The following is a 20910-nucleotide window of genomic DNA, read 5'->3' as shown; positions in this document are numbered from 1 at the left end:
CACACCCATCGGCAGAGGTGGGAAATCATGGAACGAAACATTCCATACAACGCATCATCAAAATTGGGACCTAAATCGGCATCCATTCACCGCGGAACCTAAGCATTGGTTCGACTGGATTTACCGCTATGCTTTTGAATTGAGCACATTAAGAAATTCTTTTAGGTCATTCTGAAGTCGCAATTGATCTTTATTTATTTCCACCTGATTTTCCTTCAGACTGGCAAGTTTTTTTAGGGTCTCTTTCCCCTCGGCTATCGTAGCTTGAACGCTCTCAAGCTGCTCAATACTGCAAGCTTTCCGACCATCTGGAGTATGGAAAAACGCCATTTCACCGGCTATTGAACCATCGCTTCGCGCCAGCATTGCGCCAATCTGGTTTACGTTGGCAAATTCCTGAGCGAGCGACTGTAGGTCTTTGTACACCATATCTGCCGTTTGCTTGAAGCCACGAAGTTTAGTCTCAATAGCCTCTCCATTCACCTGAAGGTGGCTAAGTTGCAGCTCGATTTGCTGAATTCCATTCTGCAGATATAGTGATCTCTGGTTAATCTCGTAGCTGGGTGGAAACTGTGCGAGTTGGTTCAGCTCATTTATTATCGCGCCTCTTTGAGCCTGCAGATTCTGAAAGTTGAATCGAATATGGTTCAGACGCGCGAGCTCCGTATTGAAACCGGCTTGAGCCTGTTGCAGAAATCCATTCATACCGGCCATCTTGCTCTGAAGAGCAAAAAGTTTCTGAGAATTTAGCTCCCACTTACTACGAACATCGGCGAGATTAGTAGACAGGGCATTGATTTTGTCTTGGCAGTCGGCGTAAGCGATAGAGGGCCACAACAAAATAGAAACGACAATCATTGTTTTGAAACGAGCCATCATGAGTCCTCCTGAAATTGGGAGAGTTCTTCCGCAAGTTTCGGGTCGATTTCCGCAACAAATTCCGCAAATTTTTTCGTATTCTGCTCCATTTTATCTTTTAATTCTTCATTCGACTCTTTAAATTGATTCAGTATTTCGAGGTAACCTAAATTTTCTTCATAATTTTTTTGTAAAGACGCTAAATATTCTTCAGACTTCTCACGCTCCTCTTCACTCGCCTTGAACTCTTCCATCTTTCGATTTCTTTCCGCAATAGCTTTGTCTTTTCGCTCTTGCGCATCCGCGGTTATTTTGTCGGCATCAAATTCATTCTGTTCTTCCTCACTTTTAAGAAGGTTTTTCTTGATACAACCGGCTGTTATCTGCACTGCAGCCTGTTCGAGCGAGGCGGCAAATTCCTCTTCTGATGCTGCACCCAATTCGGGTGCCCCCTGTAGGAAATAGTTGCCATCTATTATCCTGGTTGTTGAATCCTGCCGAAGGCATTTACTCACACCTGTAGGATCAAACTGCTCACGCACCGCCTGCACAGGCATCAAGACGTGGATGATCCTAAGGTCGCCAGCTATTTCTGTTTGAAGAAACTCCTCAACTTTATCTGAAGAAATTTTTTGAGCGAGTTTTCCTCCTAATACTTGGCTGTAACTTGTAACAGAGATGTTTACTTCGTCTAAATTTCCAGAAATTATATCATCAGCCTGCTCTATTATTTTTAAATTATTTGATATTTGTTTAGCACTAGATTCTGCTAGTTCCTCAACTTCATCCATTACCTCAACAACCTGCTTGCCAAGAACCGGAAGCTCAGCAACGGCCTTTTTTACATCGTCGCGAATTCTTCTGATTTCGCGCTCAACCTTCTTCATGCGTTCTTCGAAACGCCGACCTTCTTCTCGAACGTCATCAATAAAGCGGTCCGCTTCACGCTTGACGCGTTCCTGAAACCGATCCAACTCCTTGACTGTCTTCTTCGGAAGCTTGCCGACCTTTTCTACACCCTTTTCGATTTCATCAAATATGCCTGCATGTGCATTGCTAGTTATTGACGCCGCACCTAAGAAAACGAGGCACAACATCGCGGCTTTAATAAATTTTTTCATCAATCGCCCCCACGATCACATCAATTATAGATAGAATATTTTATCCACATCGCGGTATAAATTCAACCTTAAGGCTGCCGTCAGGCAAGATCACACCTTTATGCAAGGCGCATTTCAGGTGCCAATTCTGATTTTGATCGATTTTTTACTTTATTGAAAAAGTAAAAACATAGATGTCAAAAATATTGCGAACTTTTTTTCAAGAATGATATTATAATAAGATAAAAAATTCCCTCTGTGGGACAATCTTATTTGTCATGAATCGCCATTAAACTATTTTTACACAAAATTAAATTGTATGAAAAAAATACATCTCCATAGGTTGCTATTGACTGCTTTTGCGTCTCATATATTGCACTCGAAAATTGTATCAGAATTAAGCCTCGCGTTTTTCGGTTCCAGGCGAGGATTTGGCTGTAGCAATTTGGCGTTTCAGTCGCGTCTCAAGCCAAGGCAGCAGGCTCGTGAGTTCGTCCGCATCTGACGGATCCTCAGCCCTCTCAATCAATGCATTGTAAGCACTGGATTGCTCGTCGAAGAGTGCATCTGGCGGGAGAGTTATGCCTTCAGCTTTGTGGAGGCTCGTGACCAAGCGTCCGACCGCGCGAAACACGTCTGGCCTAATCGTATGAAACCTCGGCCCCGACGGAATAGCCGAAGCATCCGCGAACATCTCTCCAGCCCCGGTTAGAAGCCAATTGAGGTTTACCCCAAGCTTCTTATTGAAAGCTTCAAACACCGAGAACGTTGGCTCCCGCTCGCCCCGTTCATAACGGGACATACTGTTAGGGCTTATCTCAAGCTTTGAAGCAAGTACGTCCCGATCAGGATCGCCAATAGCACGACGCACAGCGCGAAGACGCTCTGCCAATGGCGTTTCAGGCCGTTTCTCAGGTCTCGCCAATATGAATACCAATAACACCCGAATGGGAGTTTACAAAAAACCCAATCGGGTATATACCCTCTCTTATCGGCCCGACTGATCGGCCCGATTGGTTACACACAAAATCCAAAGAAAACGGCTTGCTGCAACAAACCGTTTTCACGAAAGGCACCCGCTATGGCCAAGCCTAAACAGGTTCCCAAAGGTGGCTGGGATCCGTTCTCCATAAAAGCCGAGTTGCATCGTCAGCACATGACGATGGCCAAGCTCGCCGAGGCGAACGGAAAGGATCCCAAGTCCATGTCCCACGTCTGGAAACGTCCACTTTCTTGGGCTGAGGAAGCCATCGCGGACTTTCTCGAAACCCCCAAAGAGAAACTGTTCCCAGGCCGCTATCCAAAGACGACCGCCCGAATCCTTGATAGCAAATATGCAACTTATGCCGCTAGGCCAAAACGGTCGGCGTCCGTGGACAGGGAGGCTGCATAAATGGCCAGTTCCTGTCACCAAAGCTCGCCTGTCCAGACACTGGCTTTTGGCTATATTCTCGCCAAGACTGCCAAATCCGGCATTTTCTATTTCTTCACGGGCGTGTTCACCACCGTCAACATCGAGACCGGGGATCTCCTCGTAGGAGAAACCGGCCTCTTTCCCGGAGACGCCTTCTTGTACGAAAGTCGACTGACTGCGCAGCGGATTGCCAATCAGCTCAATCGCGCTGGCATCGGCTCACATTGGCACGCAGTTCCAGCTTCCACTCCATTTGAAATTCCCTTTGCGCCCATCGCACATCCGGGCGTCAGGGAAACCGCGCCACCTGCGGCTTAGTGGTGGGATGCGGCGCTGCCGCTTTGCGCGGTGTCTAACCAGGATGCTGCGTTCCTCCCCAACTTACCGGGCGGACCACCAGGTCGCTCCTGCCGCCCGGTCTTTTTGAACGGCTTTCAAGGGGTATGTTCGATGGCCGACACAACAATCAAAATCTCACTTATTGATGTTCCCGAAACACGGCTTCGCCAGGTGGATCCGGATTGGGCAGCAACGCTCGCCGACATGATCCAGGAGGCCGGTCATAAGACACCTATCGAAGTTGTCGAAGAAGGCGAGCGCTTTCGGTTGGTCGCTGGTGCACACCGCCTGGAAGCGTTCAAGCTTTTGAAGCGCAAAGAGATCACTTGCCGTGTTCTCACCCCAGCTACCGATCAGCCCGCCGACGAAATTCGGTTGCACGAGATCTTGGAAAACCTCGGCCGCAAGGATTTCAACGCCCTGGAGCGCTGTGAAGCGTTGTTTGAGCTGAAGCGCATTTATGAGGCGATGCACCCGCAAACCAAGCACGGTGGAAATCGCAAGGGCCAAGCCTTTAAAAACAAACAGCAAAATCAAGTGGCAATTTTTGCCTTTTGCCACAACGCGGCGGAAAAGACCGGTCTCTCCGACCGTTCAGTGAGAATGGCCGTACAAATCTTTGAGGGCCTTTCCGCAACTTCTCGCGAACGGCTCAAAGGCACCGCCTTTGCCGAAAAACAATCTGATCTCAAAGCGCTGGCGGAACTAAACCACGACGCCCAGGCAAAGGTCCTGGATCTTGTCCTGGGTGAGCTTCCAAAAGCGGCTTCGATTGCCGACGCAAAACTGCTTTTGTCCGGAAGACCGCCAGAAAAGGACACGGAAAAACTCCTGAAGCGGGTTGGCGACATCCTGCCGAGTTTGCCTCGCGCCGCGCGGTTCGCCGTCTTCCGCAACCATAAGAAAGACATCATTGCTCTTGTGAAAAAAGAGGGCTGGCTCGATGTCTAGAGGCCGCCCCCCCAAAGATACGCTCACCCCGGACATGTTCCTCGACTGGATACCACCCAAGGTGGCCGTTGGGTTTGAGCCGAACGCTATTCAAGGTGACCGTCTTGCCTCGCGGATAAGCCGCGCGGTCGCAAAGGCTCTCAAGGAGTGCGACAGGACCCGTGAGGAAATCGCCAACACTATGAGCGACCGCCTTGGCCATAAGGTCAGCGTAACAACGCTGGATGCCTATGCGAGCGAAGCCAAACTCGACAACAACATCACGGTGGAGCGGTTCATCGCCCTAGTAGGTGCAACTGGCAAGACCGAGCTCCTCGGGTTTCTCGCCGATGACTTCGATCTGAAGGTCGTTCCGGCAAAATATGAAAACGTCATCACCCTTGCACTCATAGAAGATCACGAAAAACAGGTCTCCAACTTTAAGAAGTCCCTCCAGGCAAAAGCATGGAGGTCCCGATGAAACTCTGGCTGACAGCGCAGGAGATTGCCGACCTCAAGTTGGAGCTCTTTCCAGCAACGAAACGCGGTATTCAAAAACTTGCTGACCGCGAAGATTGGGCCTCCAGTTGCCTGGCGCGCAAGCGAGAGGGCCGTGAGGGCGGGGGAGGTATGGAATACCATATCGACCTCCTGCCGCTTGCTCAGCGCCTCGAATATGCCGGGACTTTCGTTCGGGTTGAGCGCGAAGACTACGAGACTGAAACCACCAACGAATTGAACCGCCGCGAACTCAGCACGCGGGATGCACGTTTGATCTTGCTTAAGGTCGCGGACCGTTTCCGCAAGACCAGCGGTCTCGGCGCGTCGGGGTCTGATCATCTCTTCTGCCAGCTGTTTGAAGACGGCAAGGTACCGCTCCCCGAGTGGGTTCTTGAGCACGTGAAGAAGATCTCCACCCGCACTATGCACCGGTGGCGCAGTGATGCCCGCACAGATCAAAACCGTCTGGCATATGATCCTGCCAATGCCCGCAAAGGGACCGGTGTTCTGGATCGGGCGGAAGGCGGAGCGGTGCGTACCTACTGCCTCGCACTCTACGCTGAGAACCAGTTTCTGAGCGCCGAGCATATCCGCAATGCGGCGATCGCCAAGTATGGACCGTCTGTCCTAGTCGCAACGGCCAAAGGGCAAACCCGGAAAGCCATGCCCCCTTTAAGGACGTTTCAAAACGCTCTTAAAGGCTGGAAACATGAGCACCGCAACGAGCTGTTGCGGATGACCAATCCGGACAAATACAAGTCTACCGTCCGCATGGTGGCGACAGGCGGACAGCGTGTCGATCGACTGAACGAAGTTTGGGAAATCGACGCCTCGCCATCCGACGTTATGACCAAAGATGGTCGCCGCAACCTTTACCTATGTATTGACCTTTATTCGCGGCGCGTGAAGATCCTTGTCAGCGAAACACCGCGCGCCGCAGCTGTTGGCTTGATGATCCGCAAGAGCCTTTTGGCTTGGGGTGTTCCGGAGATCCTAAAGACCGATAACGGGTCCGACTTCAAGGCGCGGGCCACCACGCGATTGTTGGACAACCTCGGCATTGAGGTTGATGTTTCTGCCGCCTACAGCCCCGAGCAAAAAGGGACCGTAGAACGTGTCATTGGTACGTTTCAACGGGACTGTTCAGCCACGCTTCCAGGCTTCATCGGCCATAGTGTTTCAGATCGGAAGGTGATTGAGAGCCGCAAGGCATTCCATGCCCGTCTTGGCCTTCAAGAAGACGTCCTGTTCAGTGTCGATCTAACCGCTGCCGAGCTTCAAGAGCACGCAGATTGGTGGACAGATCAGAAGTATGCGTTCCGCGCCCATTCCGGCCTTAAGGGCAAGTCCCCGATGCAGGTGGCCGCAGCTTGGACAGATCCAGTCCGCGCGGCACCGACAGAAGAAACCCTTCGCGTGCTGTTGGCTCCAGCCATCGGCAAGGACGGGATTCGGACCGTCACCAAGAACGGTGTCCGGATCAAAGGCGAGTTCTACTTGTCCTTTGATGTCATGCCGGACACGCAGGTGTTTTGCCGACAGAACCCTGATGATCTCGGGCGGATCTGGCTCTTTGAGCCGGACGGTGAAACCTACCTGGGTGAAGCGGTTTGCCCGGATCTTGCCGGTCTTGATCCGGTCGAAACCATCGCAAAGGTCCGCGCCCGGCAGAACGCAATCTATCGAGAGTTTGCAAAGCCGATCCAACAGGCCCGCCGCGAAGTCACCCCGCGCACCATCATGGAAGCGGAAAAACGAGCCACCCAGCACAACGCCGATATCGTTTCGTTCCCCGGCCGTCAGGAGGGGCACACCACGCCCGCCATCGAAGCGGCCAAGACCGTTAGCCGGAAACCATCACCCCGCCCGTTGAGCACGGCTGAAGAGACAGTCAAGGCGAAGTTCAGCAATCCAATGGCGGACCGCACGGCGGCACCGGAACCCCTCAACACTCTCGACACACCGGAGCGCCGTTGGCTGCGTGCCTGCCAGCTAGAGGACCGGATCAAAGACGGTCAGCAGCTCTCAGAAAAGGACGCCCATTGGCTGACTGGATACCAGTCCGGCGGCGAATATCGCGCCCGGAAATTGATGGAGGAACACAGCAACCAAGCAAACCAGTTGTAACGCCCGCGTACCCACCGGATGGGCAAAGAAAATGGCCCTGAGAGCTGCAACTCTCAGAGCCGAAAATCAAGATCAGACAGGATTAGAATGATCATGAACTCTCAAAATGTCAATGGCGGCGGTCTCGCCAAGCTTCAGAACGTCTGGCGCTTCATGACGTTGGTGGAAGAGCTGCGCGGGCGCGCTCCCCATCTCCCAGGCATCGGCGTATTTCACGGCTACAGCGGCTACGGCAAGACCTTTGCCGCCATCTTCGCACAGAACATGACCAATGCGGCTGTGATTGAAGTCGGTGACAGCTGGACCCGAAAGACCCTTCTGCAGAACCTCCTCAGTGAATTAGGGGTGGACCTACCAAAAAGCACAGTCATTCCGGAACTTGCCAAGCAAGCCATCATGGCCCTCGGCGATGATATCGGCCGTCCTCTCATTATCGACGAGGCCGACAAGCTCGCCGACAAAGGCATGCTGGAATTGATCCGGGAGCTGCAGGAACACAGTCAGGTTCCTTTGCTCTTGATCGGCGAAGAACAGCTCCCGGCCAAACTGCAGAAAGTGGAGCGGGTTCACAACCGGGTTTTGCAATGGGTTCCGGCCGAGCCTTGCGACCTCTCCGATGCCCACGCCCTTGCTGAAATCTACTGTCCTGGCGTGAGCCTTTCAGAAGGCTTGATCCAATCCACCTTGCAAAAGAGTGAAGGCCGTGCACGCCGTCTAGCGGTGAACTTCAACACCATGAAGATCAAGGCCAAGAACCTTGGTTGCGATGAACTGACGGAAGAACAGTTCCACGCTTCTGAGTTCTATACAGGCGAGCCGCCCCGCCGCATTCGGAGGGCCGCGTAATGTCCATTCAACTTGAACTCACAGTCACGGCTGGCAAACCGATTTACCGGGGACACGATCACTATTGGAGCGTGATCCGGGACCTTGGCAAGAACGACAGTCATTTCACGGTCCGGGAAGTTGCCCTTCGAAGCAATGACCGGGACGACTATTCAATCTCGGACTTTGTTAAACGGCTTGCAAAAGCTGATTACATTGAAGTGGTCGACACTGAGAAAGTGCCGATCGACCGGGGAGGGTACTGCACCCAATATGTCTATCGTCTCCTGAAGCGCCCGTCTGCGACCCCGATCATAAACCGGGACGGGTCCCACGGCACCCAAGGCCTTCGCAACCAGCAAATGTGGAATGCCATGCGTTTGCTTCCGCAGTTCGACAAGCACGAACTTGGCGTCGCAGCGACCATCCCCGAAACTGAAGTGTCGTCGGTGACAGCCGGATCTTATGCGAAGCGTCTGGCGGCAGCTGGTTATCTTCAAATCCTTCGCCCAGGCGGTGCCAACCTGACCCGGATCTGGCGTTTAAAGCCATCCATGAATACCGGACCAAGAGCGCCAAAGATCCTCGCGACCAAGGTTGTTTGGGATCAAAACCGGTCGGAAATCATCGGCGGGGCTGTCGCCGAGGAGTGCGCGGCATGACCCAAACACTCACAATGATTGAAAAGGCGGAGTTGGCTTGGGGAGCCGGGTTGCCGGATTGGGTCCGGGAGCTCGCAGCTCTCGCCGATCGGGATGGCCTGCGTGGATGCGAAAAGCGCATCGGTTATTCAACAGCCGCAATCAGCCAAGCCATTGGCAACAAGTACCGGGGCGACATCGACAAGGTCGCCGACAAGGTTCGTGGAGCCCTTATGGGCGAGACTGTGACGTGCCCGGTGCAAGGAAAGATCGCCCGCAACGTTTGCCTGGACTGGCAAGGCAAACCGCGCGCTGTGACCAATCCGTTTCGCACGAAGGTGTATCGGGCTTGCCGAAACGGTTGCCCACATTCCCGCCTGAAAAACACGGGGGGCAACGATGCTTAGCACCGACCTCATCCACTACGGCTACATGTGCTTCACGGCAGCACAAACCCAAGAACACGATCGGCTGCAGGAGTTCACCAAGCGCCTTGGTGAAAGGCTTCTGGAAGCCGCCGAACGAGCCGAAGGCATGGAAGCAAAACCCGCTATCATTCCTTTCCCGACCGATCACATGGCTGTGGACTTAAGCGCCGAAAACGTCATCCCGTTTCCCAAGGTCAGACTTCGTCCAGTTCCCTCCAGCGACGGGGGAGCGGCATGAGCAAGGGATTTGCACCGCTCTCCTACCGGCAGCAAGCGCTGCTGATTGGATACGTATTTCTGGGTGAAGAGAGCGCATTCATAGGGCAGGAACTCGGCCTGACAGCGCAGCGTGTTGATCTCGAATACAAAGAGATCCTTGCAACGTTTGGGGTCTCAGTCACTAAGCCTGAACCCCAACCGGTCGCCGTCGCGTCTCCGGTTGCTGCACGCTCAAAGTCAAAGCCTGTAGAGATCCCGAAGCCTGTGTCACCGACCAAATGGCAACCTCGCCGGTTTCGCACTATTGCAGCCAAAAGCAGGCAGGTACCCGATCACCCCTGTGATCTGACAGCGCGGTTGATGGGGGATCCGTCAGCAGCTGCATATGAGCGCTCGCTAGCTCAACCAGCCCCATTCCGTCCCGAACCAAGTTTCACAAAGAGGGTCTAAATCATGCCGAAAACCACTCGCTCGAAACGTCTCGCTGCAGACTATCCGGTTCCGCAATCCAAAGAGGATTGCGATGAAATGGTACGTACCCTTGGTGACATCCGCCGCGACCTAGCCCGCCTCGAAGCAGACATGAACGACAAGCTGGCGGAAACCAAGGACCGCTTTGAAACGAAGGCCGAGCCGCTGCGCGATAAGGCGCAGGAACTACTGGACGGTATTGAAACTTGGTGCGCGGCCAATCGGGACAACCTTACCAACAACGGCAAAGTGAAATTCGCCAAGCTCAAGAATGGCGAGATCCGTTGGCGGGTAAGACCACCGAAGGTCACAGTCCGGGCAAAAGACGCGGTTCTGGATGCCCTGAAAGAACTCGGCCTGCACCGGTTTGTCCGGACTAAGGAAGAGATCGACAAGGATGCCATCCTGGAAGAGCCGGAAGCCGTCAAATCAGTGAAGGGCATCTCGATCGGCAGTCAGGGTGAAGACTTCATTGTTGAACCCTTTGAAGCCGAGTTGAACGAGAAGGCGGCTTGAGATGGCGATTACCCAACAGACGATTTCTCAGGTCATCGGCTACGAGACGGGTCGCCGAGCCGATTTCCCAAGTCTCTCATTGGTATCGAATTGCGGTGAAATCGAAGTCGATGGAACACCCATCAAGGTCATGATGTCGGCACCGGGCAAATACGAGTTGTGGCATCCGTCCGGCCTGCAGATGCAGATCAGTTTCAAGCCGGTTTTGTCCGCTCTTGCTGATCTCTTGAACCAGCAGGCAAAGGCGACCTGACATGGCCCGCCTCACAAAACCGTCCGAGTACGAGTTGAGTGAGACGCAAACCCTGCGCGACCGGCGGACCAGATTGTCGCGCAGGGTCCAGCTTCGGCCCGGATTGATGGCCGAACAGGCCGAGTTAAAGGCCGTGACAAACGAACTTTTAAAGCGTGAATTATCCGCTTCCCAAAAGCCACAACACCAACCGCTCGGCGATGCCGGTGCCGTTGGTGGGCAGATGCAAGGCAGGCTTCCTTACAAGGATTGAAGCATGACAGCGATCGCGAAAATCCATATCCTGAAAAGCCAAGCCGGTTTGGACGATGACACCTACCGGGCTTTTCTGGAAAAGCACACGGGAAGCCGGTCTTCCAAGGACATGACCGCTGGTCAACGCCTGACGGTCATTTCAGAGCTTCAGAAGCTCTTGCCCGCAGAGCACCGCCTGATGGCGACCGGCAAGTTTGGCAAGAAGCTGCAGGCTCTTTGGATCGCCGGCTACAACCTTGGCGTAGTCACCAACAAATCCGACAAGGCCATGATTGCTTGGTTGAAGCGCCAAACTGGCCTGGATCATCATCGGTTTCTGTCCAAAGACGAAGACGCGGCCAAGGCGATTGACGCCCTGAAAATCTGGTTCCGGCGTGAGACCGGGAACCCGGATCTGTTTACACAAGATAAGCTTCTCCCCCGCCTCTTGAACGATCACCGGTTTCAAATCTGCCTGCACATCTGGACTGAGCTTGTGAAACAGGATCGCCACCCATCCGGATCCCTTGAGCAGTTGCTGCGCTGTGTCAGTGGAAAAGAGCGACCGGAGATGCTCAGCGACGGCGACTGGATCAAGGCGATGAACAAGCTCGGCGAAAACTACCGGCGCATGAGGAAGGCCGCTTGAATGAGTGACCAGCTGCCCGGCCTGCTCGGCGAGATCGCCGACATCACCGATATCGGGGTCGCCATGGCGATCGCCGAGCGGGTCGGCGGCACGCGCGTATCAATCCCGGCCCGTGCTCCGGACGGTCATTGGCTGGTTGAGCTGGTTGGCAGGAATGCCGCCGACAAGATCTGTGATCATTTCCGGATCCTGTCACCCGATGGCCGGGAAGCCGGTGCCCGGCATGTGATCATTCCACGCGGCCCGGCCGGGTGTCTCGCCAAGGCCCACAAGCGCCTTGCGATGGAACTTGAAGCAGGCACCAGTGCCCGCGAAGCTGCCCGCCGTGCGGGTCTTTCTGAACGTGCTGCATTCCGCATGCGCGCACGGTTGCGGGAAGAGGATGACAGTCAGGGTAAGTTGTTATAATTTCAAACTCGAAACTGCATTTTGGGTCTGCGGCGCGACTGCCGGTCGATTTTGGCGGATCTTTGGTTTTAGGTATTGAACGGTGAAAATGTGAGTGGGGATCAGAATAAAAAACGAGTTCTGAGAGAGCTTTTAGACACCGCTGGAGCTAATTCAGAATGGTACCTTCAGACACTCAAACCTGCCCGAGAAAAGTTCGAAGAACTTGCCAATAAACCGCACGATGATTTGGGCTTAGTGTTGAAGTGTCACCTCATAGTTGAACAGGGTCTCAGGGAGTATCTTCGAGAGGTGAAAGGTCTCAAAAATCTGGATGAAGCACGTTTGTCTTTCAACCAATGCCTGTCACTGATCGACAACCAAGATGGGTACATTTTTGTCCAAAAAAAAATGATCAAGAGCCTTAACGTGATCAGGAATAAATTTGGCCACGACATCGACACAGTACTTGAAACTCAGAATTTTGGTGCATTTGAGAAGCATATTGAACATGCGTTAAAATCAGCGGATGTTGCAAAAACGAGCCTACTGGGCTTCATTGAAGGATTGGATATCGACGATGAAGATCTAAAAGGTGAATTGCGCAATCTGATAAACGAAAAGACCGAAAATCGAGACAAAAAGGCTGACGGCGATATAAGTATTGCTCGGCTGAAAGAACGAGATCCCAAGGAAATATTGCTTTGGTTTTCAGATCTATTTCTGCAGTCCGTAGCGTTTATGAAGTTGGCAAAGAAGCGAGAAGCCGAACTGGAAAACAGGGCTTAAATCCCCATTTGACAAGCCGTTAAACGCGCTTCAATCTACGTTCAAATTCCCCCCACGCCTTGCGGGCTGACACCTGTCAGCCCCATTTGTTTTTCCCAAAACCGCGATCTTTAGGGCCGTTCCCATTTTGAGGATATGGCCCCATGAAACTCACCAAGACGAGCCTTAACCGACTTAAGGGCGTGCACCCGGATCTTGTTCGGGTTGTCTTGCGCGCGGCCGAGATCACGGGCCAGCCGTTTCAAATCACCGAAGGTATGCGGACCCTTTCCCGGCAGCGGGAGCTTGTCCGGCGCGGTGCGTCCAAAACCATGAACTCCCGGCATTTGTCCGGCCATGCCGTTGATGTGGTTGCAATGGTCGGAAACCGCGTGTCTTGGGAAGTGCCGCTCTACTACCGGATTGCCGACGCCATGAAAGAGGCGGCCGAAGAACTCGGCATTCGAATAGAATGGGGTGGCGATTGGCGCAGTTTCTTCGACGGTCCGCACTTCCAATTGCCGTGGAAGCTCTACCGGAAAGACGACAATCCGGCGTCCTTCACATCCGTACCTTTTGTCTCCGATCAGGCGGAAGCCCTGACCCAGCGAATGCTGCGGATCGGAGATAAAGGGCCTGCCGTTGAACATCTTCAAAAACAGCTTTTCAAGCTCGGCCATGGTCTTGCGATCGACGGCGACTTTGGCCCGCGAACCCGCAGTGCGGTGCAAGGTTTCCAGCGCGGTCAGGGCCTCGTTGCTGACGGGATTGTCGGACCCAAAACCCGCAAGGCGCTGAAGGCATCGGCCTCCAAACGGTAAGCGCCACCAGCTCCAGCCAACCAACTTCAGGACCTCGAAAATGAACAGCACGAAATCTCTCTTCAAGTCCAAAACCTTTTGGGGCGCGGTGATCGCGATCGTCGCCAGCCTTGCCGGTCTGTTCGGCTTTGAAATCACCGCAACAGACCAACAAGACCTCATCGGGCTGTACGACCAGGCTCTTGCCGCCTGGGACAGCATTGCCGTTGTGGCTGGCGGGCTTCTGGCCATCTACGGCCGGGTCACCGCAACCAGCCGAATAGGCTGAATTGCCATGAACTGGATTTCCGCTCTTGGTGCTTTGCTTGGGTTCCTTCGGGAAGTCTCTGCGGGCATGCGGGAGCGGCAGATCCGTAATGGTGGCCGCGCTGAGGCGGTCGCTGCGTTTTTCACGGAGGCCACCAATGCCCTTCAGAAAGCCCGCACTGCTGAGCTTGGTATGGAGCATGAGCTTAATGCTCATCCTGACCGGCTGCATGATGACGACGGGTTCCGGAGAAACTGACGGGCCGGTCCCGGATGTCGTGACCGTTTCCGCGAAAGACAAAAAACAGGACCGCCTTCCGCTGGTTTATTGCGGGGCGAGCAAACCGTTTTACTGGTCGGCGGATGACACTCCAGAAAGCATCCGGCAGGCCAAAATTCATAATGCCAAATGGCGCGCGCTCTGCGGACCGCAGATTGCGATCGAAGCGCAAAGAGCGGGGGCGTAATGCTCGACTACATCAAGGCCCTCGACGGGGTGCTGGGTATCATTGCTGTCGTAATGGCATCCGCTGCCACATTGCACACGTGGTTGACCCGGCCGTCCAAGGCAAACGCCGACAAGATCGCCGAGCTTCAGGCGGTCAATGCGGAGTTACACGGTCGGATCTCGGATCTTGAAACGGTGATGAAAAACCAGCCGACCCGCGAAGACTTCCACGCGTTGAACCTCCAGCTCACCCAAGTCAGCGGCGACATTGCAACTCTGTCGGCCAATCTGACAGCGGTGGAGCGGATTGCGACCCGGATTGACGACTTTCTTCTCAACAATGGGGGCAAGTGATGGATTTCGCCGAACACTCCGCACAGGACGTCCGCCTGATCATTCTCAAGGGTTTGGCGGATGAAAATGACCACCGCCTGAATGAAACGCTGGTTGCGCATCTCCTGCAGGCCTTTGGTCATACCAAGAGCCGGGACTACATCCGGACCCAATTGCGCAAGCTGAATGAGCTGGGCGCGATCAGCCTTTTTGAGGTCGGGTCAGTTCTCGTTGCTCAGCTGAAACAGCCGGGCCTTGATCATGTTGAACGCCGGGCGTTTTTGGACGGTGTTTTGAAGCCGTCGATCGGTGGCTGACCATGGCTTCGCGTCGCGGCCGGGGCCGCTTGTCCTCGATCGAGAAACTCCCGCCCGAGTGCGATCACATCATTGCAGATGCGGCGCGGGATCTGCGCGGACGGGACAAGACCCAAACGGAAATCTATGAGGATTTCTACCGCGAACTTGAAAGCCTGCAAAAGGAGTATCGCGGCGAGCTTGAATTCACGATCCCGTCGTTTTCCGCGTTCAACCGATATGCGATCAAACAGGCGCACCTGACACGCCGCTTGGAAGATACGCGCGCCATTGCCGCCAGCATCGCCGAGAGCTTTGATGCTGAAGCATCAGACGATCTCACCCTGATCGCCTCTGAAGCCATCAAGACACTCGTATTTGAGCTTTTGACCGATGCGGGCGAAAGCGGCCTTGATCCGAAATCCGCCATGAACCTTGCAAACGCGCTGAAGTCCGCCGCTGCCGCACAAGGGATCTCGACCAAGCGCCGCGCGCAGGTTGAAAAAGACTACGCCAAGGCGGCGGAAGCTGCGGTCGATAAAGTCGCCAAAGCAGAAGGGTTCTCCGCAGATACGGTCCGCTCGATCAAGGCCGACATCTTGGGACTTGAGGAATGAGCATCGAGCCGCAGGAAAGCGAGTTCAGAACCGGCCGGGCCATCACCCAGGAGGAATGGGCCGAGCTTCGCTCTGCGTCCCTTTACGGTCTGCCGGACGGGCTTCAGGAGCTTGCCGATGTTGATCATGTGGAAGTCCTGCTCGGCTATCAAAAGCAGCTGTTAAGATCCACTGCGGCACATTCTGTCACCGTCGTTGAAAAGAGCCGGCGCACCGGGGCCACCTGGGCGCTCGGGGCGCAAGCGGTTCTGACTGCTGGGTCCAAACGGTCCGCGGGCGGCATGGACACCATGTACATCGGCTATAACCTCGATATGGCCCGCGAGTTTATCGACGTGTGCGGCATGTGGGCCAAGGCCTTTAACAAGATCGCCTTTGCCGCCGAGGAGTTTCTGTTTCCTGATGGCACCGGCAGCGATGGTGCCGATCGGCACATTCAGGCGTTCCGGATCCGGTTTGCCAGCGGTTTTGAAATCGTTGCCCTGACATCCAAGCCCCGGTCCTTGCGTGGCCGTCAGGGCTTCGTCATTGTCGATGAAGCGGCATTTCATGACGACTTGAAAGAGCTTTTAAAGGCCGCGCTCGCCTTCCTGATTTGGGGCGGTAAGGTTTGCATTATCTCCACTCATGACGGGGAAGACAACGCCTTCAATGAACTCATTCAGGACATCCGGACGGGCAAGAAAAACTATTCGCTCATCCGGTTTGATTTTGATGATGCCCTTGAAGACGGCCTTTACCAGCGGGTGTGTCTGAGGACCGGTCAAACATGGACCCCGGAGCTGGAAGCTGAATGGCGGGCGAGCATCCTGGCCGACTATGGCGATGCAGCTGACGAAGAGCTGTTCTGCATTCCGTCCAAGGGCTCCGGCACGTTCTTACCTTCATCGTTGATCCGCTCTCGCATGGCGGATGGCGTTCCGGTTCTGCGTCTGGAATGTCCGGATGATTTTGTGTTCCGTCCTGAAGCCGATCGGATTTCCTTTATCGACGACTGGCTGGAAGATCACGTCGCGCCGCTCCTGAAGGATCTCGACAAGCGCCAGCGTCATGTGTTCGGTCAGGACTTTGCGCGCGTTGCCGATCTCAGTGTCATTTGGCCGTTTGCAATCGCGCGAGACTTGCGCCTGGACACGCCCTTTACGATCGAGCTTCGTAACGTTCCTTATGAACAGCAAAAGCAGATCCTGTTTCATGTGATTAAAGGCCTGCCGCGCTTTTCCGGTGGCGCGATGGATGCCACCGGCAACGGGGCCTATCTCGCCGAGGTCACGCAACAGGAATTCGGCGAACACATGATCGAGCCGGTTCACTTCTCCCAAGGCTGGTACCGGGACAACACGCCGAAGTTCAAAGCCGCCTTTGAGGACGGCGATATCCGCACCATTCCGCGCGACGACGACACGCTGAACGATCTGCGCGCCTTCAAACAGATCAAGGGTGTTGCTCAGATCCCGAGCGATCAACGCACCCTGGACAAGGCCAAGGCCGGGCGCAAGCGCCATGGTGATGCGGGCATTGCGTGTTTGCTCGGCCACTTTGCCAGCGAACGGGACGTGCCGGAATACGACTACATGGCCGAGGAAGACGCGCTTGAGCATAGCCCGCTTGCCGACAGTGCCTTTCAGACCTCAGGGAGGGCCTTATGGTGAAAAGTCTCGTTGATCAGTATGGCCGCCCGATCGAAAAGACCGTGCTTGCCCAGGAGGTCGCTACTCCGGAAATCATGGGTGTACGCCGAACAGCCGAGGACCGTGAGGCATCCGGCCTGACACCCGAGCGCCTGGCGCAAATCCTCATTCAGGCGCAGAACGGTCACGCACGGTCTTACCTGACCCTCGCAGAGGAAATGGAAGAGCGGTACCTGCACTATGGGTCCCAGCTACAGACGCGGCGCTTGGCCGTTGAAGGCCTGACACCGGTTGTTGAAGCATCGGACGAAGTTCCGAAAAACATCACGGATGCCGTGATGGAGTTGATGGAAGGGGCGGACATCAACGAGACCACGGGCGAACTGACGGACGGGATCGGCAAGGGCTATTCGGTCTGCGAGATCATGTGGGAGTATGAACGGCGCGCGCTCCGGCCGGTTGAGTTCAAGTGGCGGGATCCGCGCTATTTCCAGTTTGACCGCAAATCTCTCACAGAACTGCGCTTGGGCGTTGATACCAATCTGGACGGTGAAGACCTGCCAGCGGCAAAATTCCTCATTCACAAGCCGCGCACCAAGGCGGGGATCCCGCTGCGCCGGGGTCTTGCCCGTCCGGCCGCCTGGGCGTTTCTGATCCAGTCTTTCGGCCTGAAGGATTGGGCTGCGTTTTCCGAGATCTACGGTGTTCCGCTCCGGGTTGGCCGGTACCATTCCAGCGCCAGCGCCCAGGACAAGCGGACGCTCCTGCGCGCGGTCAAGGCAATCGCCAATGACGCCGCTGCGATCATCCCGCAGGGCATGGATATCGAGTTCCATAAGGTTGAAGGTTCCCACGGCTCCGCTGTCTTCGGCGAGCTTCTGGATTACGTCGATCGGCAGGTGTCCAAGATGGTCGTCGGTCAGACCATGACGGCCGACGATGGATCGTCAATGGCGCAGGCGCAGATCCACAACGAGGTGCGCCTTGATATCCTGAAGGCAGACGGCAAACAGTTGGCGGCGACCTACAACCGCGATCTGATCATCCCGTTCGTAAACGTCAACTTCGGCCCGCAAGAGGTCTATCCGCAAGTTTCCTTCCCGGTTGCCGAACCGGAAGACATCAACGCATTGTCAACCGCGCTGGGCACTCTGGTACCGCTTGGGCTGAAAGTCGCCCAGCGGGAAATCCGCGAGAAGCTCGCCTTGAGCGAACCGGCACAAGAGGACGAGATCCTGCAGCCCGCCGCAAAGAGCACACAGAACGATGAAACGGCCGAGGACAAGAAACCGGCTCCAAAGCGCAAGATCAAGGACGACAAGGACGCGGAAGACCAGGAGACGGAAGAGGACGCGCAGTTATCCGCTCATGGGTCGGGCTGCGCGTGTTCCAATTGCGCCAGCCTTTCCGCCGATGCCAAAACACAGCAGTCTTTGGACGCGTTTGACCGGCTGTTCGGGCAAGTGGATTGGGAAGCCGTCACGGACCCGCTTCTTGCGCCGCTGCGCAGTGTCATCCTTGACGCGACAGACTTTGAAGACGTGCGCAAACGGCTGGAGGCGGCCGGGCCGGACAGCGAGCCATTGCGCAAGGCATTGTCGCAGCTGACGGCTATCGCTCGCGGGCTTGGTGATGTAAGCGACGAGGATTGACGTGCCAAAATGACCGAAACCACGGTTCGCAAAGGGTTTCAGACACCGCGCGAGGTCACGGACTATTTCCGGCAAAAGCGTTTGCGGCCCGCCTTCTCTTGGGGCGACGTCTGGGCGGAGGAACACAGCTACGCATTCACGGTGGCCAAGGCGGTCGACACCGAACTTCTGGGAGCCTTTCGGGCCACACTGGATGAGGCGATCGCAAACGGTGAAACGTTTGAGAACTGGAAAGCCAAGATTGCCGAGCGCCTCAAGGCACAAGGTTGGTGGGGGCCAAGGGCCGTTGCCGATCCGACCGGGCAGGATCCAGACCGGCAGGTGGACTTTTCCCGCTCCCGCCGTTTGAAGACGATCTTCTGGTCAAACATGCGCGCGGCTCGTGCGGCCGGACAGTGGGATCGGATCCAGCGGACCAAGTTGGCGCTTCCCTATCTGCTTTACGTCCGCACATCCGCAGCTGATCCACGGCAAGAGCATCTGGCCTGGGCAGGGATTGTTCTTCCCGTAGACGATCCATTTTGGTCAACGCACTTTCCGCCCAATGGCTGGGGCTGCAAATGCTCGGTCCGCCAAATCACACGCCGCGAAGCGGACCGGCTTACCAATGCCGGTGAAATGTCGATCGACGGAGAGACCATCCCGATTGTCTCCGAAGCCCCGGAGATCCGGACGCAGCCGTTCCGGAACCGGCGCAGCGGTGTGATTAGTCAGATCCCGGATGGCATTGATCCCGGATGGCATACCAATCCGGGTCTCTCCCGTGCCCGCACACTATCAACCCGGTTGATTGAAGAGCTGGAATACGCCGGGCCGGACATTGCCCGCCAGAAGATTGCCGAGCTGTTCGACGGATCCGCACCGCGTGTGTTGGCTGGATTGAAAGAACGGGTGCAATTGCCGGTCGCCGTCTCCAGTCCTCTGCAGAAGACGCTCGACGCACGTTCACCTTTGATCGTGGTTTCATCGGAGACCATGACTGTGAAGACCGGCAAACATGCGCCGGTCTCGATCGACACCTTTTCCCTGGTCGACCATATGCTGGAGACCGGCCGGGTCGTTGATGAAGGCCGGGACGGGTTGCAGCGGGCCGTCTATGTCCAGCTTGGCGGGGCATGGTGGAAGCTGGTCATCAAGAAATCAGCGGCCGGATATCTGAGGTTGCACACCCTCTACCGGGTAAACCCAAAACGTGCTTTAAAGTGGATTGGGAAGTCCCAGTAATGGCCCGTACTTCTCAAACGTCACAATTGTTTAGAGCGTTTTCAATGAAACCAGATCCCGGTTGGTTAAAGCTGTTTGCACTCGAATGGCATCAGGCGCTTTCTGGATTAATCGTATTTGGCGGTCTCACCGTTTTCGTTTCCGGAAATACGTTTTTATTGGATGGAATGCCAGACTGGGTGGGCTTCGCAATTGCACTAATGACAGCTCTGTTTTTAGTGCTGGTGCTTGCTCTGGTTCTACGAGCCTGTGCGAAATGGATGTTTAGGTTTTGGGCTCGGCCAGCCGTCCTAAGGAACGCCCGCAAGGAGCTTCCTCATCTTTCCTATGAGGAAACCATCCTAATCGGATCAATTATGCGGACTGGACGACCCGACTTTGTTGCGCACGGGAAGTTGCCTGACATTGTTGAAAGTACACTGCGTGTGCTCGAGGAAAGGAAGTTGCTATCGTCTGCTATCAAGGACGAAAAAACGCAGATGTACCGAGTCCACCCAATTGTTTGGAACGAGCTACTCGCAAATCATCATCATTTTGCTGACTATGCCAAAGAGCGTATACAACCCAACGACAAAGTCAGATACTCAATTTTGAGCAGGAACAAATCCAGTGTTTCGACGCCTGGGCAATTGATGTATCGCTGGGTGCCAACAGGTGCTTTGTTCTTTGGTTTGTTTTTATTGTTCCGTTATGAAAGTAAGCGCGGGTTGTATCCGAAGACGGCAGGAAAAGTGCCAGAGGGTATTTTTGAAAGACTGTTTGAACCAAAAAGCAGTTCCCGGTCTCCAGATGCCGATGTCTGGACAAGATTTGCCGATAGTACTTTTGGCAATCTACTAATCATTGTTGCTGTTGCGGGTTTACTTTTATTGACGCTTCAAGCCGTGAAGGATTGGAGGACTAAAGGCCGTTCACCGGCGATCGCACTAAATCCTGAAAGTGCGGTTGTTGAACACATTATCGGAAGAAAGTGACGGGAGGA

Annotated in this window: 30 protein-coding genes; 27 read left to right on the top strand and 3 right to left on the bottom strand. The window is 54.8% G+C overall.

Features of this window, described 5'->3' with window-relative positions; translation table 11 throughout:
- Positions 1-126: 126 nt before the first annotated feature.
- From ACVDG4_RS14390 to ACVDG4_RS14380, 3 genes are all read right to left on the bottom strand, one after another.
- Positions 127-879, bottom strand: coding sequence for a hypothetical protein (locus ACVDG4_RS14390; protein WP_447235569.1), 753 nt, complete (start codon positions 877-879; stop codon positions 127-129).
- On the bottom strand, positions 876-1979 hold the full coding sequence (locus ACVDG4_RS14385) for a hypothetical protein (RefSeq protein WP_447235568.1): 1104 nt from the start codon (positions 1977-1979) through the stop codon (positions 876-878). The genes ACVDG4_RS14390 and ACVDG4_RS14385 overlap by 4 nt, the downstream gene beginning before the upstream one ends.
- Positions 1980-2355: 376 nt before the next feature.
- The gene (locus tag ACVDG4_RS14380) at positions 2356-2901 is read right to left on the bottom strand and encodes a helix-turn-helix domain-containing protein (RefSeq protein ID WP_447235567.1); all 546 of its coding nucleotides are present in this window, start codon (positions 2899-2901) and stop codon (positions 2356-2358) included.
- Between the two features lie 138 nt (positions 2902-3039).
- Here ACVDG4_RS14380 and ACVDG4_RS14375 point away from each other — a divergent pair, with 138 nt between their 5' ends.
- From ACVDG4_RS14375 to ACVDG4_RS14245, 27 genes are all read left to right on the top strand, one after another.
- Positions 3040-3351: a helix-turn-helix domain-containing protein gene (locus tag ACVDG4_RS14375; protein WP_447235566.1), complete on the top strand. Its 312-nt coding sequence runs from the start codon at positions 3040-3042 to the stop codon at positions 3349-3351.
- A complete protein-coding gene (locus tag ACVDG4_RS14370) occupies positions 3352-3690 on the top strand; it encodes a hypothetical protein (RefSeq protein WP_447235565.1) in 339 nt (112 codons plus the stop codon).
- A gap of 132 nt (positions 3691-3822) precedes the next feature.
- Entirely contained in the window at positions 3823-4662 is an 840-nt protein-coding gene (locus tag ACVDG4_RS14365) for a ParB/RepB/Spo0J family partition protein (RefSeq protein WP_447235564.1), read from the top strand.
- Positions 4655-5122: a hypothetical protein gene (locus tag ACVDG4_RS14360; protein WP_447235563.1), complete on the top strand. Its 468-nt coding sequence runs from the start codon at positions 4655-4657 to the stop codon at positions 5120-5122. Before ACVDG4_RS14365 ends, ACVDG4_RS14360 begins: the two co-directional genes overlap by 8 nt.
- Positions 5119-7269 (top strand): TnsB C-terminal domain-containing protein, encoded by a 2151-nt coding sequence (locus ACVDG4_RS14355; RefSeq protein ID WP_447235562.1) that lies wholly within the window; start codon positions 5119-5121, stop codon positions 7267-7269. Before ACVDG4_RS14360 ends, ACVDG4_RS14355 begins: the two co-directional genes overlap by 4 nt.
- Positions 7270-7362: 93 nt before the next feature.
- Positions 7363-8115 (top strand): AAA family ATPase, encoded by a 753-nt coding sequence (locus tag ACVDG4_RS14350; RefSeq protein ID WP_447235561.1) that lies wholly within the window; start codon positions 7363-7365, stop codon positions 8113-8115.
- Positions 8115-8756, top strand: coding sequence for a hypothetical protein (locus ACVDG4_RS14345; protein ID WP_447235560.1), 642 nt, complete (start codon positions 8115-8117; stop codon positions 8754-8756). The genes ACVDG4_RS14350 and ACVDG4_RS14345 overlap by 1 nt, the downstream gene beginning before the upstream one ends.
- Complete coding sequence (locus tag ACVDG4_RS14340; RefSeq protein WP_133953339.1) at positions 8753-9142, top strand: transcriptional regulator; 390 nt, start codon at positions 8753-8755, stop codon at positions 9140-9142. Before ACVDG4_RS14345 ends, ACVDG4_RS14340 begins: the two co-directional genes overlap by 4 nt.
- Positions 9135-9401 carry a hypothetical protein gene (locus ACVDG4_RS14335; protein WP_447235559.1) on the top strand — a complete coding sequence of 89 codons (267 nt, stop codon included), beginning with the start codon at positions 9135-9137 and terminating at the stop codon, positions 9399-9401. The genes ACVDG4_RS14340 and ACVDG4_RS14335 overlap by 8 nt, the downstream gene beginning before the upstream one ends.
- Entirely contained in the window at positions 9398-9832 is a 435-nt protein-coding gene (locus ACVDG4_RS14330) for a hypothetical protein (protein ID WP_447235558.1), read from the top strand. The genes ACVDG4_RS14335 and ACVDG4_RS14330 overlap by 4 nt, the downstream gene beginning before the upstream one ends.
- 3 nt (positions 9833-9835) lie before the next feature.
- On the top strand, positions 9836-10369 hold the full coding sequence (locus ACVDG4_RS14325) for a host-nuclease inhibitor Gam family protein (protein ID WP_447235557.1): 534 nt from the start codon (positions 9836-9838) through the stop codon (positions 10367-10369).
- A gap of 1 nt (position 10370) precedes the next feature.
- Positions 10371-10622, top strand: coding sequence for a hypothetical protein (locus ACVDG4_RS14320; protein ID WP_447235556.1), 252 nt, complete (start codon positions 10371-10373; stop codon positions 10620-10622).
- A gap of 1 nt (position 10623) precedes the next feature.
- Positions 10624-10875, top strand: coding sequence for a gas vesicle protein V (locus ACVDG4_RS14315; protein ID WP_447235555.1), 252 nt, complete (start codon positions 10624-10626; stop codon positions 10873-10875).
- A 3-nt stretch (positions 10876-10878) separates the two neighbouring features.
- Complete coding sequence (locus tag ACVDG4_RS14310; RefSeq protein WP_447235554.1) at positions 10879-11505, top strand: regulatory protein GemA; 627 nt, start codon at positions 10879-10881, stop codon at positions 11503-11505.
- Positions 11506-11913: a hypothetical protein gene (locus ACVDG4_RS14305; protein WP_447235553.1), complete on the top strand. Its 408-nt coding sequence runs from the start codon at positions 11506-11508 to the stop codon at positions 11911-11913.
- 75 nt (positions 11914-11988) lie between these two features.
- A complete protein-coding gene (locus tag ACVDG4_RS14300; RefSeq protein ID WP_447235552.1) occupies positions 11989-12681 on the top strand; it encodes a hypothetical protein in 693 nt (230 codons plus the stop codon).
- A 143-nt stretch (positions 12682-12824) separates the two neighbouring features.
- Positions 12825-13481, top strand: coding sequence for a peptidoglycan-binding protein (locus ACVDG4_RS14295; protein ID WP_447235551.1), 657 nt, complete (start codon positions 12825-12827; stop codon positions 13479-13481).
- A 40-nt stretch (positions 13482-13521) separates the two neighbouring features.
- Entirely contained in the window at positions 13522-13749 is a 228-nt protein-coding gene (locus ACVDG4_RS14290) for a hypothetical protein (protein WP_447235550.1), read from the top strand.
- A gap of 6 nt (positions 13750-13755) precedes the next feature.
- The gene (locus ACVDG4_RS14285; protein WP_447235549.1) at positions 13756-13986 is read left to right on the top strand and encodes a hypothetical protein; all 231 of its coding nucleotides are present in this window, start codon (positions 13756-13758) and stop codon (positions 13984-13986) included.
- On the top strand, positions 13937-14194 hold the full coding sequence (locus ACVDG4_RS14280) for a hypothetical protein (RefSeq protein WP_447235548.1): 258 nt from the start codon (positions 13937-13939) through the stop codon (positions 14192-14194). Before ACVDG4_RS14285 ends, ACVDG4_RS14280 begins: the two co-directional genes overlap by 50 nt.
- A complete protein-coding gene (locus ACVDG4_RS14275) occupies positions 14194-14529 on the top strand; it encodes a DUF2730 family protein (RefSeq protein ID WP_447235547.1) in 336 nt (111 codons plus the stop codon). The genes ACVDG4_RS14280 and ACVDG4_RS14275 overlap by 1 nt, the downstream gene beginning before the upstream one ends.
- Positions 14529-14825: a VpaChn25_0724 family phage protein gene (locus ACVDG4_RS14270; protein ID WP_447235546.1), complete on the top strand. Its 297-nt coding sequence runs from the start codon at positions 14529-14531 to the stop codon at positions 14823-14825. Before ACVDG4_RS14275 ends, ACVDG4_RS14270 begins: the two co-directional genes overlap by 1 nt.
- Before the next feature lie 2 nt (positions 14826-14827).
- On the top strand, positions 14828-15421 hold the full coding sequence (locus ACVDG4_RS14265) for a DUF3486 family protein (protein WP_447235545.1): 594 nt from the start codon (positions 14828-14830) through the stop codon (positions 15419-15421).
- Positions 15418-17073: a hypothetical protein gene (locus tag ACVDG4_RS14260; protein WP_447235544.1), complete on the top strand. Its 1656-nt coding sequence runs from the start codon at positions 15418-15420 to the stop codon at positions 17071-17073. Before ACVDG4_RS14265 ends, ACVDG4_RS14260 begins: the two co-directional genes overlap by 4 nt.
- The gene (locus ACVDG4_RS14255) at positions 17067-18704 is read left to right on the top strand and encodes a DUF935 domain-containing protein (protein WP_447235543.1); all 1638 of its coding nucleotides are present in this window, start codon (positions 17067-17069) and stop codon (positions 18702-18704) included. Before ACVDG4_RS14260 ends, ACVDG4_RS14255 begins: the two co-directional genes overlap by 7 nt.
- A gap of 9 nt (positions 18705-18713) precedes the next feature.
- Complete coding sequence (locus tag ACVDG4_RS14250; protein ID WP_447235542.1) at positions 18714-19928, top strand: phage head morphogenesis protein; 1215 nt, start codon at positions 18714-18716, stop codon at positions 19926-19928.
- Positions 19928-20902: a hypothetical protein gene (locus tag ACVDG4_RS14245; protein ID WP_447235541.1), complete on the top strand. Its 975-nt coding sequence runs from the start codon at positions 19928-19930 to the stop codon at positions 20900-20902. Before ACVDG4_RS14250 ends, ACVDG4_RS14245 begins: the two co-directional genes overlap by 1 nt.
- Positions 20903-20910: the final 8 nt, after the last annotated feature.

It is taken from the genome of Roseibium sp. MB-4, from assembly GCF_053005265.1.
The sequence above is the reverse complement of the archived record's forward strand: the minus strand, read 5'-3'. Positions and strand labels throughout refer to the sequence as shown.

What these genes read in the sequence shown, in the direction of transcription:
- ACVDG4_RS14390 (WP_447235569.1), bottom strand. Translation starts at nt 879, where the DNA reads ATGATGGCTCGTTTCAAAACAATGATTGTCGTTTCTATTTTGTTGTGG.
- ACVDG4_RS14385 (WP_447235568.1), bottom strand. Translation starts at nt 1,979, where the DNA reads ATGAAAAAATTTATTAAAGCCGCGATGTTGTGCCTCGTTTTCTTAGGT.
- ACVDG4_RS14375 (WP_447235566.1), top strand. Translation starts at nt 3,040, where the DNA reads ATGGCCAAGCCTAAACAGGTTCCCAAAGGTGGCTGGGATCCGTTCTCC.
- ACVDG4_RS14370 (WP_447235565.1), top strand. Translation starts at nt 3,352, where the DNA reads ATGGCCAGTTCCTGTCACCAAAGCTCGCCTGTCCAGACACTGGCTTTT.
- ACVDG4_RS14365 (WP_447235564.1), top strand. Translation starts at nt 3,823, where the DNA reads ATGGCCGACACAACAATCAAAATCTCACTTATTGATGTTCCCGAAACA.
- ACVDG4_RS14360 (WP_447235563.1), top strand. Translation starts at nt 4,655, where the DNA reads ATGTCTAGAGGCCGCCCCCCCAAAGATACGCTCACCCCGGACATGTTC.
- ACVDG4_RS14355 (WP_447235562.1), top strand. Translation starts at nt 5,119, where the DNA reads ATGAAACTCTGGCTGACAGCGCAGGAGATTGCCGACCTCAAGTTGGAG.
- ACVDG4_RS14350 (WP_447235561.1), top strand. Translation starts at nt 7,363, where the DNA reads ATGAACTCTCAAAATGTCAATGGCGGCGGTCTCGCCAAGCTTCAGAAC.
- ACVDG4_RS14345 (WP_447235560.1), top strand. Translation starts at nt 8,115, where the DNA reads ATGTCCATTCAACTTGAACTCACAGTCACGGCTGGCAAACCGATTTAC.
- ACVDG4_RS14340 (WP_133953339.1), top strand. Translation starts at nt 8,753, where the DNA reads ATGACCCAAACACTCACAATGATTGAAAAGGCGGAGTTGGCTTGGGGA.
- ACVDG4_RS14335 (WP_447235559.1), top strand. Translation starts at nt 9,135, where the DNA reads ATGCTTAGCACCGACCTCATCCACTACGGCTACATGTGCTTCACGGCA.
- ACVDG4_RS14330 (WP_447235558.1), top strand. Translation starts at nt 9,398, where the DNA reads ATGAGCAAGGGATTTGCACCGCTCTCCTACCGGCAGCAAGCGCTGCTG.
- ACVDG4_RS14325 (WP_447235557.1), top strand. Translation starts at nt 9,836, where the DNA reads ATGCCGAAAACCACTCGCTCGAAACGTCTCGCTGCAGACTATCCGGTT.
- ACVDG4_RS14320 (WP_447235556.1), top strand. Translation starts at nt 10,371, where the DNA reads ATGGCGATTACCCAACAGACGATTTCTCAGGTCATCGGCTACGAGACG.
- ACVDG4_RS14315 (WP_447235555.1), top strand. Translation starts at nt 10,624, where the DNA reads ATGGCCCGCCTCACAAAACCGTCCGAGTACGAGTTGAGTGAGACGCAA.
- ACVDG4_RS14310 (WP_447235554.1), top strand. Translation starts at nt 10,879, where the DNA reads ATGACAGCGATCGCGAAAATCCATATCCTGAAAAGCCAAGCCGGTTTG.
- ACVDG4_RS14305 (WP_447235553.1), top strand. Translation starts at nt 11,506, where the DNA reads ATGAGTGACCAGCTGCCCGGCCTGCTCGGCGAGATCGCCGACATCACC.
- ACVDG4_RS14295 (WP_447235551.1), top strand. Translation starts at nt 12,825, where the DNA reads ATGAAACTCACCAAGACGAGCCTTAACCGACTTAAGGGCGTGCACCCG.
- ACVDG4_RS14290 (WP_447235550.1), top strand. Translation starts at nt 13,522, where the DNA reads ATGAACAGCACGAAATCTCTCTTCAAGTCCAAAACCTTTTGGGGCGCG.
- ACVDG4_RS14285 (WP_447235549.1), top strand. Translation starts at nt 13,756, where the DNA reads ATGAACTGGATTTCCGCTCTTGGTGCTTTGCTTGGGTTCCTTCGGGAA.
- ACVDG4_RS14280 (WP_447235548.1), top strand. Translation starts at nt 13,937, where the DNA reads ATGCTCATCCTGACCGGCTGCATGATGACGACGGGTTCCGGAGAAACT.
- ACVDG4_RS14275 (WP_447235547.1), top strand. Translation starts at nt 14,194, where the DNA reads ATGCTCGACTACATCAAGGCCCTCGACGGGGTGCTGGGTATCATTGCT.
- ACVDG4_RS14270 (WP_447235546.1), top strand. Translation starts at nt 14,529, where the DNA reads ATGGATTTCGCCGAACACTCCGCACAGGACGTCCGCCTGATCATTCTC.
- ACVDG4_RS14265 (WP_447235545.1), top strand. Translation starts at nt 14,828, where the DNA reads ATGGCTTCGCGTCGCGGCCGGGGCCGCTTGTCCTCGATCGAGAAACTC.
- ACVDG4_RS14260 (WP_447235544.1), top strand. Translation starts at nt 15,418, where the DNA reads ATGAGCATCGAGCCGCAGGAAAGCGAGTTCAGAACCGGCCGGGCCATC.
- ACVDG4_RS14255 (WP_447235543.1), top strand. Translation starts at nt 17,067, where the DNA reads ATGGTGAAAAGTCTCGTTGATCAGTATGGCCGCCCGATCGAAAAGACC.
- ACVDG4_RS14250 (WP_447235542.1), top strand. Translation starts at nt 18,714, where the DNA reads ATGACCGAAACCACGGTTCGCAAAGGGTTTCAGACACCGCGCGAGGTC.
- ACVDG4_RS14245 (WP_447235541.1), top strand. Translation starts at nt 19,928, where the DNA reads ATGGCCCGTACTTCTCAAACGTCACAATTGTTTAGAGCGTTTTCAATG.